This window comes from Streptomyces sp. NPDC002868, assembly GCF_055563295.1.
The window spans coordinates 80,906-96,842 of the sequence record NZ_JBVHDR010000005.1; the positions used below are offsets into that span (position 1 = coordinate 80,906).

Genomic DNA, 15,937 nt, shown 5'->3' on the forward strand with positions numbered 1-15,937 from the left:
CCGACATGCACACCAAGGATCCCGTCGTCCGGACGGATCCCGCTGCCCGCCCGGCCGGCACTCCCACGCCGACCGGGCGGCTGAGTGCTGGCCGCCGACCGCCGGCCGTCCTGCTGGTGCCGGCCACTGTCGCCGCGCTGTTCGCGCTGCTGCCGCTCGGCTATCTCGCGGTGCGCTCCCTGGAACGCGGCCCCGGCTACGCATGGAACGTCGTCGCCAATGAGCGCACCGCCCAGCTGCTCGGCCGCAGTCTCGGGCTCGCCGCCGTCGTTGTGACGGCCTGCCTGCTCCTGGGGGTCTCGCTGGCCTGGCTGACCGTGCGGACCTCGCTGCCCGGTGCCCGCGTCTGGTCGGTGCTGGTGACCCTGCCGCTGGCCGTGCCGAGTTACGTCGCGGCCTTCGCCTGGCTCTCCGCCTTCCCGGAACTGGCGGGCTTCCCGGGAGCCGCGCTGGCGCTGACACTGGTCAGCTTCCCGTACGTCTACCTGCCGGTCACTGCGGCGCTGCGCGGCACCGATCCGGCACAGGAGGACGTGTCCCGCTCGCTCGGCCTCGGGCCGCTGCGGACCTTCCTGCGTGTCACGCTGCCCCAGATCCGCCCCGCGGCGGCGGGAGGCGCGGTGCTGGTCGCGCTGTATGTGCTGTCCGACTTCGGCGCGGTCTCCCTGATGCGCTACGACACCTTCACCCGCGGCATCTACACGTCCTACCGGGCAAGTTTCGACCGCACTCCGGCCGCCGCGCTGAGCGTCGTGCTGGTGGTGATGACGGTGGCACTGGTCGCCCTTGAGGCGCGGACGCGCGGACGCGCGGGGCACGCCAGGACCGGTACCGGCACGGCACGGCACGCCGTGCCCGCACCGCTGGGCCGGTGGCGGGTGGCCGCGCTGACCTGGTGCGCGGCGGTCACGGCCGTCGCAGTGGTCACTCCGCTGGCCACGCTCGGATACTGGCTGGCCGTCGGCAACTCCGCGACCTGGGACCCGGCGGGACTCCTCGACATCGCCGCCACGACGCTCGGCATCGCCACCGCGGGCGCCGCACTCACCACGCTGCTCGCCCTGCCCGTCGGGGTGATCGCCGCCCGCCACCGGGGCCGGACCGCGCATCTGCTGGAACAGTCCGCCTACGCGGGCCACGCCCTGCCGGGCATCACCGTCGCGCTGTCCCTGGTCTTCTTCGCCGTCCGCTACGCCGAACCGCTCTACCAGGAACTCCCGTTGCTGGTCTGCGCGTACGCCGTGCTCTTCCTGCCCGTGGCAGTGGCCGCCACCCGCGCCGCCGTGCTCCAGGCCCCACCCGTCCTGGAGGACGTCGCGCGCTCACTCGGCCGCAGCCCGCTGCGCGTCCTTCGTGAGATCACCGTGCCGCTGGCCGCACCCGGCGTCGCCGCCGGGGCCGCCCTGACCTTCGTGGTCTGCATGAAGGAACTGCCCGCCACCCTGCTGCTGCGCCCCACCGGCATGGACACCCTGGCCACCCGCCTGTGGACGGAGACCGGAACTGGATCGTTCGCCGCCGCCGCCCCGTACGCCGCCACCCTGATCCTGCTGGCCGCCGTCCCCTCCTACCTCCTCGGGAGGCACCGCACATGACCGCTCTGCAGATCACCGGTGTGTCCAAGGCCTACGGCCCGGACGCGGCCGTCCTCAAGGGGGTGGACCTCACCGTCCCCGGCGGCGCGCTCGCTGCCGTGCTCGGTCCGTCCGGCTGCGGCAAGACGACCCTGCTCCGCATCATCGCCGGCTTCCTGCGCGCCGACTCGGGCACCATCACGGTCGCGGGGCGCACCCTGACCGCCCCCGGGCTGAACCTGCCGCCGGAGAGCCGGAGCATCGGCATCGTCCCGCAGGAAGGTGCGCTCTTCCCGCACTTGAGCGTCGCCCGCAACGTCGCCTTCGGCCTGACCGGCACCGATCGCGGCAAGCGCCGCAGCCGGTCGGAGGAGATGCTCGAACTCGTCGGCCTGGGCGGATACGGCAACCGGATGCCCCATGAACTCTCCGGCGGTCAGCAGCAACGCGTCGCCCTGGCCCGGGCCCTGGCACCAAAACCCGCGCTGGTCCTGCTCGATGAGCCGTTCAACGCCCTCGACAGCTCCCTGCGCGCGGGAGTCCGGGCAGATGTCCGCGCCGCCCTGCACGCCACCGGCGCCACCGCCGTTCTGGTCACCCACGACCAGCAGGAAGCCCTCTCCACGGCCGACCTTGTCGCGGTCGTACGAAACGGGAAGGTCGCCCAGTGCGACACACCCCAGGAGGTCTACCAGCACCCCGCCGACCCCTGGGTGGCCCGTTTCGTTGGCGACGCCGTACTTCTGCCCGCAACCGCCGCCAACGGCACAGCCACCACCGCGCTGGGCCGGTTGCCCCTCGCCCCGCCCGCCGGGGACAGCCGCACCGGGACCGTCCTCCTTCGGCCCGAGCAACTGCAACTCACGGAAACCGCAACGGCAGTCCAGGGCACCGTGACCGAGGTGAGCTTCTACGGCCACGACGCCATGGTCACCGTCGACGTCGACGGGCTGACGAGTCCGGTGGCGATCCGAGTCGCCGGACCCGTTGCCGTACGCCCCGGCCAGCGCACCGGCATCCACGTCACGGGCGAGGCGACCCTGCACTCCTGAGCATGCTGGTCGTTGAACGACGGCGCCGCGCCCCGGACCGCTCGAGGTTCTCGCACGCATAGCGGAGCGATATCGGAAAGCTTCCGTACAGGCTCTTGACGAAGCACAGGACCGCAATATCTTCGCGCCGTTCGCCGAATTCATCAGCATCTATCGCTTCATTGACGCGCTGATTCTCCAGACCGACCCAGAGCTCGCCATTTTCGTCCAGGCCACCGTACACATCTTCCGCAGCCGCGGGTCGCTCGGCCAAGTACCGTGCTGCTCGCCCGCGCGGAGCTCGAGGCGCTGACTACAACGGCTGACCGGGTACCTGCCAGGGGACTCTGCCGACGGCTTAGCGCGGGAGCACTGGCCGGGCGGGCTCGTACATTGCGATCCCAGCGCCAGGTCGCCCGCAACGACGGCGTCGCAATCCGGCGCCGGCCGGGAGCCGCAACTCGCCGCTGCCTACGCCACCGGCCGGATTACCGCACTCTCACCGCGACTTCAGCGCGGATTGCGCCAACAACACAGCTCTCCGGAGATTTCGTATCACTCGTGTAACAGCAGGCGGCATTAGCGCTGGGATCGGCCGGTATGGACCCAACGGGCCTGAGTCCTAAGGGAGTTGAGGGATTGCAGCCCCCTTGTCACTTCGGCCGTTTGTTCCACATAATCGCAGGGCGCTTTGCGGACTCATCCCCCACTGGGTTCGGACGCCTTGCGGCGCGCTGCCGTTTTCCAACGCACTTCATTCGGTGGCGACTTCCGGTTCCGTGGTTGGCATGAGCTCGCCATTGAGGCGTACCCCCCACGAGAGGAAGTCCGTTGAAGAGCTACCTGAAGCACCTCAGGACGACCACCGCGATCGGTGCTGTCGCCCTCGCCGCCTTCAGCCTCCACGGCGCGGCCAACGCCGCCTCCACACCGACCCCACGCGGTGACGTAGGCACGAAGGTCGTCGGCGGGACCAAGGCCGATCAGGGTGAATTCCCGTTCATGGTCCGCCTGTCCATGGGCTGTGGCGGCGCGCTGTACGCCAAGGACATCGTTCTGACCGCCGCCCACTGCGTCGACGGCAGCGGCCCGAACACCGGCATCACCGCGACGGCGGGCGTCGTCGACCTGGAGGACTCCAACGCGATAAGCGTGAAGTCCACAGAGGTCCTCCAGGCGCCCGGCTACAACGGTAAGGGCAAGGACTGGGCGCTGATCAAGCTCGAGAAGCCGATCGATCTGCCGACCCTGCCGATCGCCGGGGACGACAAGTTCAACTCTGGCGATTTCGACATCGCCGGCTGGGGCGCGGACAAGGAAGGCGGCAGCCAGCAGCGCTATCTGCTCAAGGCCAAGGTCCCGGCCATCGACGACGCCACCTGTCAGAAGGCGTACGGCGACCAGCTGACCCCCGGCGAAGAGCTCTGCGCCGGGATCCTGGACACCGGCGGCGTCGACACCTGCCAGGGCGACTCCGGCGGCCCCATGTTCCGCAAGGACGACGCGGGCGCCTGGATCCAGGTCGGCATCGTCAGCTGGGGCGAGGGCTGCGCGCGCCCGGGCAAGCCCGGTGTCTACACCGAGGTGAGCACCTTCGCGGCGGACATCAAGCAGGCCGCCGACGGGCTGGGCGGCTGACGCCGGTCAGTACGTGTTGAGCAGTTGAGCACCACCGCGTCCCGGCGCCGGGCCTCCGGCCGCACGGCACCGGGACGCGGCTCGGCCGGGGGCCTCTGACCGGTCGGGTTCCGGTTGGCGAAATTCGCCAACACAGCTGCTTGGTTCCATAGTAGATCGGGACGAAAGCAGCCCTCCCCTTCTGCCATCGCACAACAACTCGCGCACCGCCCATACGAGTTGTTCACGCCGTTCTCGGAGGAATTCCGCCCCGAGGCGAAAGGGCAGCTACGATCACGGCATGGTTACGTCCCGGTCACGCTCTCGCGTGCAGCAGTTCCGCCCTTCGGCGGTTCTGCGACGTCTGCTTGGCCTGACCATGCTGCTGTTCGGTCTCCTGTACGCGCACGGTGTGGACACGGAAGGGATCGCGGGCCACCTGACTCCCGCTCTGTCCGCGCCACCGCCGAATGCCACTCAGGCCGACGCCGGTCACACCGGAATTGCCCATGCCGAAGACGCTCCCAAGGGAGTGCGACAGGCCTCCCCCGACGACAACGGGCCAACTCGACCTGCGCATTGCTGCGCACCCAGGCCGTCGCGGGAGTGTGTCACTGTCGGCGCCCCCTGCCTGTCTCCGTCGGCCACGGCGTCGTGCGCCGTCGAACGACGTCCGGACCTGCGCGCTCCTGCCCAGGCAAGACCGGACAGCCATTCGCTGTCGGGCTCCAGAGCGTCAGCCGTGCTGCAGGTTTAGATCTCGCCAACTTCCGGCCCGCCTCAAGACATATGGGCATGCTCGCCCCTTATCGGCGCTATGTTCGTATTCGTCCAGGTTCCTTGCGCCCCGCTTCCCCTGACAGCCACATGCACCCGGCAGACGGGGAGAGCCGACGCCTCTCTCCCCCCGCCTCTCGCCGACCCCTTGCAGCCCCTCGGCCCGCCTGGACCGAGGACACGACTGCCATACGGAGAAGCTGTGCCTCGCCACCCCCTCGCATGCCTCACCCGCCGCGCATCGCCGTGGCCGGGCCGGTTATTGGCCTGCCTCCTGAGCGCACTGCTGCTCGCGGCGGTGCACTGTTCTTCGTATCTCCTCAGCGACGGCCATGAGTACGCCCCCACACCGGTGGCTGCCGGTGAACCCGCACAGTCTTCCGAGCCGTACGAGCCGTACGAGGCGGACGAGCCGTACGAGGCGGACGAGGCGGACGCCGCCGGGCATCCGCATCACCATCACCCTCACGGCTCTGTATGCACGCTCGCCGGCCTGAATCCCCAGGCCCAGAGCGGACGCCAGCTCCCGGTGGGCGCGGCACCGCTGCCTCCCCTTGCCTCATCCCCTGTTGTCGTAGCGGGAGGGCTCCTGCCCGCACCGCGCCGGACGAGCAGAGTGCTGATAGCCCAGTCGGGCCGCTCCACGCTCACCAGCGTTTGCCGGTGGCGCATCTAAACCGCTCTCGTGCAGCCGTCTGCAACGGCTGACGCGTGCCGAATTCCAGGCCGGCTTTGCCCTGCCCGAGGGGACGGCATGCGCATGAGCGAGTACATGACGCGCATCATCGAACGAGAGCGGAATAATGCATTCTTCGGCCACTGACGTGACACCCCCCACCCGCTCCGCCCTGTCCGGGCTGGTTGGTAACACCCCTCTGCTTCGGATCTCCGAGCCTCTCGCCCCGGCGGGACGCGGCTTCTGGGCGAAGCTGGAGGGCTTCAATCCCGGCGGTATCAAGGACCGCCCCGGCCTGCACATGGTCGAACGTGCCCGAGCCCGCGGCGATCTGAAGCCGGGAGCGCGCATCATCGAGTCCACCAGCGGCACCCTGGGCCTCGGCCTGGCCCTGGCCGGCATGGTCTACGGCCACCCGGTCACCCTGGTCACCGACCCGGGCCTGGAGGCGTCCATGACGCGGCTGCTGTCCGCCTACGGAGCCCAGGTCAACGTCGTCTCCGAACCCCACCCGACCGGCGGCTGGCAGCAGGCCCGTCGCGACCGCGTAGTCCAGCTGACGGAGCAGCACCCCGGTTCGTGGTGCCCGGACCAGTACAACAACCCTGACAACACCGGCGCGTACACGCCGCTGGCGCTCGAACTGGCCACTGACCTGGGGCATATCGACGTACTGGTGTGCAGCGTCGGCACCGGTGGACACTCCGCGGGCGTCTCCCGCGTGCTCCGGCAGCTCTATCCCGACCTGACGTTGGCGGGAGTGGACACCGTCGGCTCAACCATCTTCGGCCAGCCCGCCCGAACCCGGTTGATGCGAGGACTGGGGTCGAGCATCTACCCCCGCAACGTCGCCTACGACAACTTCAGCGAAGTGCACTGGGTGGCGCCGGCGGAAGCCGTGTGGGCCTGCCGCCAACTCGCGGCGTCCCACTACGCCACCGGCGGATGGAGTGTCGGTGCGGTCGCTCTCGTGGCCGGGTGGCTGGCCCGCGCCCTGCCCAAGGACACCAGGGTCGCAGCGATCTTTCCCGACGGACCGCAGCGCTATCTCGGCACTGTGTACGACGACGACTACTGCGCGGCGCACGGCCTGCTCGACTCCCCGCCGGCGCCCGAACCCGATGTGATCGGCCGCCTCGACGAGAAGGAAGTCACCCGCTGGACCCGGTGCACCACCGTGATCGACCCGCTCAAACTGAACAGCGAGGCGCGTGAGACCGAAGTGGCGGACCTCGCCGACGCGACGGAGCCGCTCGCCGCGGCCGACTCGGAGGAGCAGGCCTGATGAAGGGGACAATCGCACAGGTCCGTTCGTACGAGCGAAGCGTCCAGCTGCTGATGGTGAATCAGTTCACGATCAACCTCGGCTTCTACATGCTGATGCCCTATCTGGCAGCGCACTTGGCGGGCCCGCTCGGGCTCGCGGGCTGGCTCGTCGGGCTGATCCTCGGTGTACGCAACTTCAGCCAGCAGGGCATGTTCCTGATCGGCGGAACACTGGCCGACCGCCTCGGCTACAAGCCGGTGATCATCGCGGGGATGGTGCTGCGCATCGTCGGCTTCGCAACCCTCGGGCTCGTGGACTCCGTGCCCGCCCTGCTCGCCGCGTCCGCCGCGACAGGCCTGGCCGGTGCCCTGTTCAACCCGGCCACCCGGGCGTACTTGGCCGCCGACGCGGGCGAGCGCCGGGTCGAGGCCTTCGCGCTGTTCAACGTCTTCTACCAGGCCGGCATCCTGCTGGGCCCGCTGGTGGGCATGGTGCTGACAGGCGTCGACTTCCGCGTCACGTGCCTCGTGGCAGCCGGGATCTTCGCCGTGCTGAGCATCGTGCAGATCCGGGCGTTGCCCGCCCGCCGGGGCGACGATGCAAAAGACCAGGAGGACGGCCGGCGCGAGAGCGTGCTCACCCAGTGGCGCAGCATCCTGGCCAACCGCCCGTTCCTTCTCTTCTCCGTGGCCATGATCGGTTCGTACGTCATGACCTTTCAGGTCTACCTGGCGCTCCCGCTGGAAGTCCGGCGCCTGGGCGGAGAAGGGCAGTTCGGCACAGCTTCCGTGGCCGTGCTGTTCGCCGTCTCGGGGCTGAGCACGGTCCTCTTCCAGACGAAGGTCACCGCCTGGTGCAAGGCGCGCATGGAGCCGGGCCACGCGCTCATCTGGGGGCTGCTGGCGATGGCGGTGGCCTTCCTGCCCCTGCTGGTTGCCACTGCAGTGCCCGTGCCGGACGGCGGGACAGAACTGTGGCTGCTGGCCGCGGTGCCGCCGTCTCTGTCCGCCCTGCTGCTGGCCCTGGGCACGATGATCGCCTACCCGTTCGAGATGGACACCATCGTCCGTCTCTCCGGCGGCCGCCTGGTGGCGACTCACTACGGGTTGTACAACACCATCTGCGGTGTCGGCATCGCGCTCGGCAATCTGCTGACAGGCGCGGCGCTGGACGCGGCCCGGGACGCCGGGATGTCCGCGCTGCCGTGGCTGGCGCTCTTCTCCCTCGGCCTTGTGTGCGCAGCCGCTCTGCACGGTTTGCAGCGCACCAGGCGCCTTGCGCCGCCCGTGCCTGAGGTGCGGAGCGAGGCCGTAACAGTCTGACCGAACGGCCGGATGCCTGGCTCGCCATGCGAGTCCTCGCGCCCCCGTAGTACCCGGCCCGGACGCCGCGGGGCGGCTGGCGGATTGCTCCGCCGGCCGCCCCGCCTCAGCGACTCAGCTCCTGCCGAGCATCTTGTTCATCTGCTCGATCTCGGCCGTCTGAGCCTTGATCACATCGTCGGCCAGCCTCTTGGCGGGGGCGTACTTGCCCTCCGCCTTCTCGGTCTTGGCCATTTCGATGGCGCCCTCGTGATGCTTGATCATCATCTCGGCGAACGCCTTGTCGAACTCGGCGCCTTTCGCCTTCTCCAGCTTGTCCATGTCGTCCGTGCTCATCATGCCGGGCATGGATGACGACATGTCGTGGCCCATGCCGGACATGTCGGCGGGGATCTCCTCGCCCCACGAGGTGAGCCAGCCGGACATGGTCTTGATCTCCGGGTCCTGGGCGCCCTTGATCTTCGTGGCCAGGTCCTTGGTCTCGGTGGACGAGGCGCGCGTGGCAGCCAGTTCGGCCATCTCCACCGCCTGGCGGTGGTGCTGGATCATCTCCGTGGAGAAGGAGACATCCGCCGCGTTGTGGTCCCCTGCCTTCGCCGGTGCCGTGGCGGCGGACGGCGAGGAGCCGGACTCCGTGGACCCCATGTCGTGCCCGCCACCGCCACAGGCGGCCAGGACCAGGGCGGCCACTCCAGTGGCGGCGACGAGGGCGGTACGGCGGATCAGCTTGTGGTGCGCGTTCATGCGGGAACTCCTGGGATTTGTCTGTGAAAGAGCATGGCGAATCGCGGCGCCGCGCCCAGAACGGACAGATAGCGGCGTCGTGTGGCCTGCCCTAAATCCGCAGGAGTTGCAATTCTGAGAGAGAGGGAGGCGCCCTGCCTCCGTCGGGACCGCTGCCAGTGGCGGTGATCGGCCCCTCGGCGCCCTCGGTATGACCGATCGCTGCCGGGACGAGGGCGGGAAGCACGGGAGACCCGGCCACGCCGCTTGAGGCACACGTCGCATCCGCATGATCCGCATGCCCGCTACGCCCGTGACCGTCGTGGCCGCACTCATCCGGCGCGTCCATGACGGCGGCGACCTGCTGGGGCTCAGCAGTACGCACATGCCCCGTCAGATGTGCCGCGGCCGGTACGGGCCCGAGGCCATGCATGCCAAGCAGCCCTATGAGCAGCCCGAACACGAGAAGCCCGGTGAGCCGCAACAGCGGTTGCGGCTCACCGGGCTTCTCGTTGCGTGACATCACCCCATCGTAAACACAGGCCACGCGGACTGCGTTCACACTCCCGTCTACCATGCCTGGCCCGGGTGCTCCTCGTGTGCCGACTCGTTCTCGCGGTGGCGAACGTCCTGCCGGCCGGCACGCAGTGCCGTGTAGACGGCTACTCCGCCGCCCCCAAGTACAGCCGCTGCGGTGTTGAGCGGCACAGTGAGACTCGGAGCAACCCAGACGCCAACACTATGGCGAGAGCGAGCACTCCGGCCAGCAAGGTGAGCAGTGGAGGACGGTAGCCCATCGGCCTTGGCGCGGGGGGCTTGGGGCATCTGATCCGTAGCTCTATGTGGATCGGTCGGGCGCGGTCATAGCGGTCGCTTCGAGGATTCCGGGGGGTGCTGGGTGGGGGCGGTTGTTGGGGTTGCTGCACTTCGCTGCTGTACCGCAACGGCGCTGGACGCCACGTGAGTTGCGTTGGGTGGTGATCAGTCGGAAGTGGGCGCTAACGTTACGGGGCCTCATCTCTGAGAGGGGGGGCGCCTCGTCCCGCACGGTGACGAGACGCAGCCCCAGAGATGAGGTGGAGTGATGGAAAAGTCGAACCCTTTCCCGGAGGTCAAGGGGAAGATTCGCGAGGTTGCTGGTCGGCTCATGATCGCGCTGGGGGCTCGTGCTCTCTGAGCGTTAACCGAGAAGCTGTTCAGCCACCACTTCGAGGGGTGACGCCGGTCGTCCCCCGGACCATCGACGCTGGTGCATCCCCCGTCGCTCAGCGTTGGTGCGAAGCCGTCACTCCAGCTCGCCCGGGACAGTCCCCCTTTCTGCCCCGGGCGTCTTGCTGAACGCGATTCCGGCGAGGCGGAGCGACTTCGGCCTGGAGCTGCTTTGAGTAGCGCTCTTGCCGGCCCCCGCGCCTCCCCACCAACACACTTTCCAAGTCTGTTGGTGGTCTGCTGAGGTCGTCCAGGCCCGTTCACCTGCGTTCATCGCAGGCCTCTGCTGGGGCGGGCCGGGACGGGCGACGCTGGTGCTCCTGCCGCCTCGGCACCGGTGGCATGATGATCGTCATCGGCGGCTTCCTCCTCGTGGAACGCCTGGCCGGATGACGGCACCGCCCACCCCTGCTGCCGTTACCGGCCGCCTGCCCTCCCGGTCTCTGACAGATCTGCCAGGGCAAATGTCACGGTCACCATGGTGTCGCGACCTCCGCCCGACGGAAGCGGCTGAGATGCTGCGTCCCGGTGGTCGTACTGCGACCCAAGCGCCGTGAAGGGGCTCGCATGGGAACTTCCGACTGGCAACCGGTCTTCATCCTGCTTGTGCTGGTCGTGGCGGCGGTCGCTCTGCTCCATTCCGTGGCAGCTGCCGTTCGTGCCGTCCGTGAGCCTCTGTACACCGGCCCGTTCAGCGGAGGACTCGAACCGCGAGAGCATCCGCTCTCGCGGTTCCATGTGCGCTGGTATCCCGTAACGATGATCTTTCTCGCCTTCGACATGGAAATGCTCTTCATGTACCCATGGACGAGGGTCGTCTCCGAGGTCGGCACCAGTGCGGTCGTCGAGATGTTCCTCTTCCTCGGCGTGCTTCTCGCGGGGGTGGGTTACGCCTGGCGTGAGGGGGCGTTCAGGTGGAGTTGAGGAACAGGCTTCTCCGGGCGGCCACGGTGCGGCCGGGTGTGCTGCTGGCGGTGTCCCCCGGGGCTACTCGGGAGCGGTTGTTCGTCGAGGCGGAGCTGCAGCGCCGCGGCTGGCCGTGCGTCGCAGGGCCTGCCACCGCGGATTTGCTCGTGCGCGTGGGCGAGCCCACCACCACGGAGGATGACTGGGCCGAGCGGCTGTGGCTCGGCATTCCGGCGCCCAAGGCCCGCGTGACCGTCAGGGATGTGGAACAGGCCGCCGACGCCCTTGACCGGGGACATGCAGCCCTGGTCACCGGGCCGCACGAGCATCACCAAAACCCGGGGCCTGCCCCGGAATCCGGTCCGTCTGCACATGGCGACCACGACTCGCACGGCGGCCACGAGATGGCCGTCGTGGCCGGGCTGCCCATGGCCGACCGGGCGGACGACCGGGACGGGCTTCGGCTCGACCGACTGCACGTACCTCTGGGGCCGGTCCTGCCCGACTGGCCCGCGGGGCTCGTGTTCCGGCTGGAACTTCAAGGTGATGTCGTGCAGCGAGCCGCCGTCGAACAGATCGCCGCCCCCGCCTGCCTTCGTCCGCCGTTCTGGAACGAGCCATGGCTGCATACGTCAGCAGGCGAGGGCGTGACCCGAGGTGACGCGGCGCGGCGGTTGTGTGCGGCTCACCTGGACAGCCTCGGCCGCTTCCTCGCCGTGGCCGGGTGGGACGACGCGGCAGCCGGCGCGCGGTACGGACGTGACCGTGCGCTGACCGGTGTCGCAACCGCCGAACTCCAGTCGTTCTTACGCCCCTTGATCCGGCGCGTCCGCCGGTCGCGGACGTTGCGGTGGCTGACGGCAGGACTCGGCGTACTGTCCAGCGAGCATGCGCACCACTTTGGTGTGACGGGTCCTGCGCTGCTGGCCGACGGGGACGTGCACAGCAGGATGCTCGTCTGGCTGGACGGGATCGAGCGCAGCGCGGGCGACTGCGACGACCCCGGCACACTCGGTGCAACCGCCCTGGCCGCCCCGCGGGGAAGAATCGACGGCCCGACGCCCCCGTCTGAGGCCCTGATGGAAGTACTGCCAGGTCTGTTGGAGGGCGCTGAGTTCGCCTGTGCGCGGCTCATCGTCGCGAGCCTCGACCCCGACCTCGACGAGTTCACCTGGACTCCCCGACCTGCGCGGGGGCCCGATGACTGATTCGACTCCGCTGTGGGCCGTACTCGTACTGCCGGCGGTCCTGACCGCTGCGGCCTGGGCGGTGGCCTCCTTCGACGCCAAGCTCACGGCGGGAGCCCGGGCGGCGGGGCCGGGCCGTGAGGTGCTGCGACTGCTCGTGCAACAACCCCGACGCACACGCGCGGCCGATGTGCCGCTGACTCGGCTGGGGACCACGCTGCTTCCGGTGGCTGCCGTCCTGGCCGCGGTCGTCCTGCCGCTCGGTTTCCGGTCGGTGAGCGATCTCCCCGACGGGATCGTCTGGTTCAACGCGATGGAGGCGCTTGCCTGGGCGGCGGTGTGGCTGACCGGCTGGGGCCCGAATTCGACGCTCTCGCTCATCGGCGGCTATCGGTTTCTGGCTCAAGGACTGGCGTACGAACTGCCCCACATGCTGGCGATCACCACCGCCGCGCTCGGGGCCGGGTCTCTGCGGGTGGGCGAAGTCGTCGACGCCCAGGCCGGATTGTGGTTCGTGGTGTGGATGCCGGCCGCGTTCGGGATCTATCTGCTCAGCGCACTGGCGATGTCCTTCTGGGGTCCGTTCGATCAGCCGGCCGGACGCGATGTGGCAGGAGGTGCGGCGGCCGAACTGTCGAGCGTGGACCGGATCGTGTTCTTGGGCGGGCGCCGGCTGTTGTTCGTGGTGGCGGCCGCGTTCTGCGTGCCGCTCTTCCTGGGCGGCGGTCACGGCCCGCTGCTGCCCGGCTGGGCCTGGACGCTGCTGAAGACAGCCGTCGTGCTGGCCTTTCTGGTCTGGGTTCGGCGGAGAGTTCCGACCGTACGGATGGACCGCTATGTGGAGCTGGCGTGGGTCGTGTTGACGCCACTGGCCGTGGCGCAGGCCCTGGTAGTGGCTGTGGTGGTGCTGAACCGATGACAGGAGGGAGGTGCCCTGCGCGATGAGTGACGTGGCCTTCTGGCTGCTGGCCGTCCTCGCCGTGGGCAGCGGAGTCATGGTCTTCCGGTTCGACTCCATGGCCCGCGCGACGTTCTCGCTGCTCACCTCGCTGCTGTGCGTGGGCGGAGAGATCCTGCTGCTCGGTCTCGGCTATCTGGGCATCGTCACCGTGCTGATGATGACCATCGAGATGGCCATCATGGCCGTATTCATGATCATGTTCATGATGAATCCGGCCGGACTCATGCCCATGACGATGGTGCACAACAAGAAGGGCGCGGCGGTCATCTGCGTAGTTGCCTTTGTGCTGCTCGCCGCCGGTGTCCTGCTCGCACCCTGGCCCGCCCGCCAAGGCAGACCGCCCCCGGACCCCACAAAGGACCTCGGGTTGTCCCTGATGGGGCCGCAGATGCTCACGATGATGACGCTGGGCATGGCTCTGTTCGCGACGATCGTCGCCACGGTGGTACTGGCGACCCGGCGCGGCCGCTACGACCGTTTCGGCGACGATCTGCGGGCTCGACGAGCGGACGATCCGGTACGGGGCGGTGTCGGCCGGTGAGTCTGGAACTGTTCCTGCTCCTTGCCGCCGCGCTGTTCTGCGTCGGCCTGTTCGGCGCTCTGACCCAGCAGTCGATCGTGATGCTGATGATGGGCCTGGAGTTGATGCTGGGCGGGGTGATCCTCGCGGCCGCTTCAGCCTGGCGCTACATCGCCCCCGCGGCGGCCGACGGGCAGGTGCTGGTGGTGGTCGCGATCACGGCGATGGCTCTGGAGATGGCGATGGGGTTCGCCGTGGTCACCGCCCTCTTCAGGTCCCGTGAAATCGACATGACCGACATGGCGGCGGAGTTGAAGGAGTGAGCGTCCTGCTGTGGGCGCTCCTCGCCCTGCCGTTGGCCGCGGGTGCGCTGCTCGCTCTGACCGGACGGGCCGCAGACGGGGTGGCACCGGGCGTGGCTGTCGGTGTCGCCGTCTCTGCCCTCGGCCTTGCGGTTGCGGCCGCACTGCGGCATCCGGTCGTCGAGGCGCCTTTGCTGGAGCAGCTTCCGATACGGCTCGCGGTGGACGGACTGTCCGGGATCCTGGTCGTCACCGTCACCGCGGTCACGTTGGCCGTTCTGCTCATCAGCGCCGCGGAGTTCGGCGACGAAGAGGCACGCGCCCGGTTCTTCGGACTGATGCTGCTCTTCGCCGGCAGCATGCTGGTCACGGTCACCGCCGTCACCCTTCCCGTTCTGCTCATGAGCTGGGAAATGATGGGCGCGACCTCCTGGGCACTGATCGGCTACCGGTGGCGGGAGCCGGAGCGTACCGCTGCCGCCAACACCGCGTTCCTGACCACGCGTACAGCCGACCTGGGCCTCTACCTGGCCGCGGGCGCGGCCCTCGCAAGCGGCCGTGACGAGGCGCTCACGCTCGACGGCCTGGCACACGCCGGGGAGCCATGGCTGTCGGTCATCACGGCAGGCATCGTCGCGGCGGCGCTCGGCAAGTCCGCTCAACTCCCCTTCAGTTTCTGGCTGTCGCGGGCGATGCAGGGCCCCAGCCCGGTCTCCGCTCTGCTGCACTCCGCGACCATGGTCGTGGCCGGCGCGTATCTGCTGCTGCGAACCGGGACTCTGCTGGACGCCTCGGGGTGGGGCAGCGACGTGGTGGCCTGGGCAGGGGCCGCGACGGCCATCGGACTCGGGCTGGTCGCGGTGGCGCAGACCGATTTCAAGCAACTGCTCGCCGCGTCCACCTGCGCCCAGATCGGGTTCATGGTTCTCGCCGCCGGAGTCGGCGCCACCACCGGAGGAACGCTGCAACTCATGGCGCACGCGGCGGCGAAGAGCCTGCTGTTCCTCGTGGCAGGCATCTGGCTGACGGCGCTGGGAACCCAGCAGCTGACCGCGCTGTGCGGAGCCGCCCGGTATCACCGGACGGTGGGCATGATCTGCACCGTGGGCGCCATCTCGCTGGCGGGGCTGCCTCCGCTGTCGTTGTGGGCCGCAAAGGACGTTCTGCTCGCCGGGGCCCTTGCCCGTGATCCCTGGCTGTACGCCGCCGGGCTTGCCGCTGCCGTGCTGTCCGCGGTCTACAGCGCGAAGGTCCTGTGGTTCGTATGGCGTCCTGCTGCACGGCCTGATGACGGCCGAAGGATCCCCGGCGGTGTCGTACCGCCGCTGGCTGTGCTCGCCGTGGCGTGCGTTGCCCTGACTCCCCTGGCTCTCCCGCCGATCCGTGATGCGCTGGGGCGCGTCCTCGGCGCCTCCGCTCAACCAGCGCCGCACGCCTGGGAGCCGGCTTTGTCCGGTGCTCTCGCCCTGGTTGCCGCAGCCGCCACGTGGGCCTGGGGATCCCGCCCGCTCCCGCTGCCGGGCCGGGCGAAGGCGGCGTGCCGGGGCTGGCTGGGCCTGGAGCGTGCCGCCCACGCTCTCGTCATCTCGCCGGTCTTGTGGACCGCCCGTACCGCGGCTGCTTTCGACGACCGGATTCTCGACCGCGGTGTCGACGGCACGGCCAAAGGGGCACTGGGCCTGGCCCGTTGGACGAACAGCGTCGTGGAGCGGGCAGTCGACGGGGGAGTCGGCGCGGTCGCGGCGGCGGCTCGAGCTCTCGGCCGCTGGGCCCGCCGGCCGCAGACCGGCCAACTCCACCAGTACCTCGCCCAGGCCGTCGCGGCCTTCACCGTCCTCGCTGTCGTGCTCGTCCTCGTGAGGTGA

The 15,937-nt window shown here is 69.3% G+C and carries 14 protein-coding genes; 12 read left to right on the top strand and 2 right to left on the bottom strand.

The window, feature by feature from the left end:
- Positions 1 to 5: 5 nt before the first annotated feature.
- The 6 genes from ACZ3H8_RS17095 to ACZ3H8_RS17120 all read left to right on the top strand — a co-directional run bounded on the left by ACZ3H8_RS17095 (position 6) and on the right by ACZ3H8_RS17120 (position 8,264).
- Positions 6 to 1,595, top strand: coding sequence for an ABC transporter permease (locus tag ACZ3H8_RS17095; RefSeq protein ID WP_467402454.1), 1,590 nt, complete (start codon positions 6 to 8; stop codon positions 1,593 to 1,595).
- Positions 1,592 to 2,626: an ABC transporter ATP-binding protein gene (locus ACZ3H8_RS17100; RefSeq protein WP_467402456.1), complete on the top strand. Its 1,035-nt coding sequence runs from the start codon at positions 1,592 to 1,594 to the stop codon at positions 2,624 to 2,626. Before ACZ3H8_RS17095 ends, ACZ3H8_RS17100 begins: the two co-directional genes overlap by 4 nt.
- A gap of 810 nt (positions 2,627 to 3,436) precedes the next feature.
- Positions 3,437 to 4,243, top strand: a complete 807-nt coding sequence (locus ACZ3H8_RS17105) for a S1 family peptidase (RefSeq protein ID WP_467402458.1) — start codon at positions 3,437 to 3,439, stop codon at positions 4,241 to 4,243.
- A gap of 958 nt (positions 4,244 to 5,201) precedes the next feature.
- Positions 5,202 to 5,675 carry a hypothetical protein gene (locus ACZ3H8_RS17110; protein WP_467402461.1) on the top strand — a complete coding sequence of 158 codons (474 nt, stop codon included), beginning with the start codon at positions 5,202 to 5,204 and terminating at the stop codon, positions 5,673 to 5,675.
- Between the two features lie 127 nt (positions 5,676 to 5,802).
- Positions 5,803 to 6,960, top strand: coding sequence for a PLP-dependent cysteine synthase family protein (locus ACZ3H8_RS17115; protein WP_467402463.1), 1,158 nt, complete (start codon positions 5,803 to 5,805; stop codon positions 6,958 to 6,960).
- Positions 6,960 to 8,264, top strand: coding sequence for an MDR family MFS transporter (locus ACZ3H8_RS17120; RefSeq protein ID WP_467402465.1), 1,305 nt, complete (start codon positions 6,960 to 6,962; stop codon positions 8,262 to 8,264). Before ACZ3H8_RS17115 ends, ACZ3H8_RS17120 begins: the two co-directional genes overlap by 1 nt.
- Positions 8,265 to 8,378: 114 nt before the next feature.
- Here ACZ3H8_RS17120 and ACZ3H8_RS17125 read toward each other — a convergent pair whose 3' ends face one another.
- Both ACZ3H8_RS17125 and ACZ3H8_RS17130 read right to left on the bottom strand, forming a co-directional pair.
- Positions 8,379 to 9,008, bottom strand: a complete 630-nt coding sequence (locus ACZ3H8_RS17125; RefSeq protein ID WP_467402468.1) for a DUF305 domain-containing protein — start codon at positions 9,006 to 9,008, stop codon at positions 8,379 to 8,381.
- Positions 9,009 to 9,099: 91 nt separating this feature from the next.
- Positions 9,100 to 9,564, bottom strand: coding sequence for a DUF6153 family protein (locus ACZ3H8_RS17130; RefSeq protein ID WP_467402469.1), 465 nt, complete (start codon positions 9,562 to 9,564; stop codon positions 9,100 to 9,102).
- A 1,199-nt stretch (positions 9,565 to 10,763) separates the two neighbouring features.
- Here ACZ3H8_RS17130 and ACZ3H8_RS17135 point away from each other — a divergent pair.
- Genes ACZ3H8_RS17135 through ACZ3H8_RS17160 form a run of 6 tightly spaced genes read left to right on the top strand, consistent with a single transcriptional unit; the run spans position 10,764 to position 15,937 of the window.
- On the top strand, positions 10,764 to 11,120 hold the full coding sequence (locus tag ACZ3H8_RS17135) for an NADH-quinone oxidoreductase subunit A (protein WP_467402471.1): 357 nt from the start codon (positions 10,764 to 10,766) through the stop codon (positions 11,118 to 11,120).
- Positions 11,111 to 12,310, top strand: coding sequence for a hypothetical protein (locus tag ACZ3H8_RS17140; protein WP_467402474.1), 1,200 nt, complete (start codon positions 11,111 to 11,113; stop codon positions 12,308 to 12,310). Before ACZ3H8_RS17135 ends, ACZ3H8_RS17140 begins: the two co-directional genes overlap by 10 nt.
- The gene (locus tag ACZ3H8_RS17145; RefSeq protein ID WP_467402476.1) at positions 12,303 to 13,208 is read left to right on the top strand and encodes an NADH-quinone oxidoreductase subunit H; all 906 of its coding nucleotides are present in this window, start codon (positions 12,303 to 12,305) and stop codon (positions 13,206 to 13,208) included. Before ACZ3H8_RS17140 ends, ACZ3H8_RS17145 begins: the two co-directional genes overlap by 8 nt.
- A gap of 22 nt (positions 13,209 to 13,230) precedes the next feature.
- The gene (locus tag ACZ3H8_RS17150) at positions 13,231 to 13,791 is read left to right on the top strand and encodes an NADH-quinone oxidoreductase subunit J (RefSeq protein ID WP_467402479.1); all 561 of its coding nucleotides are present in this window, start codon (positions 13,231 to 13,233) and stop codon (positions 13,789 to 13,791) included.
- Positions 13,788 to 14,093, top strand: a complete 306-nt coding sequence (locus ACZ3H8_RS17155) for an NADH-quinone oxidoreductase subunit NuoK (protein WP_467402480.1) — start codon at positions 13,788 to 13,790, stop codon at positions 14,091 to 14,093. Before ACZ3H8_RS17150 ends, ACZ3H8_RS17155 begins: the two co-directional genes overlap by 4 nt.
- Complete coding sequence (locus ACZ3H8_RS17160; protein ID WP_467402483.1) at positions 14,090 to 15,937, top strand: NADH-quinone oxidoreductase subunit 5 family protein; 1,848 nt, start codon at positions 14,090 to 14,092, stop codon at positions 15,935 to 15,937. Before ACZ3H8_RS17155 ends, ACZ3H8_RS17160 begins: the two co-directional genes overlap by 4 nt.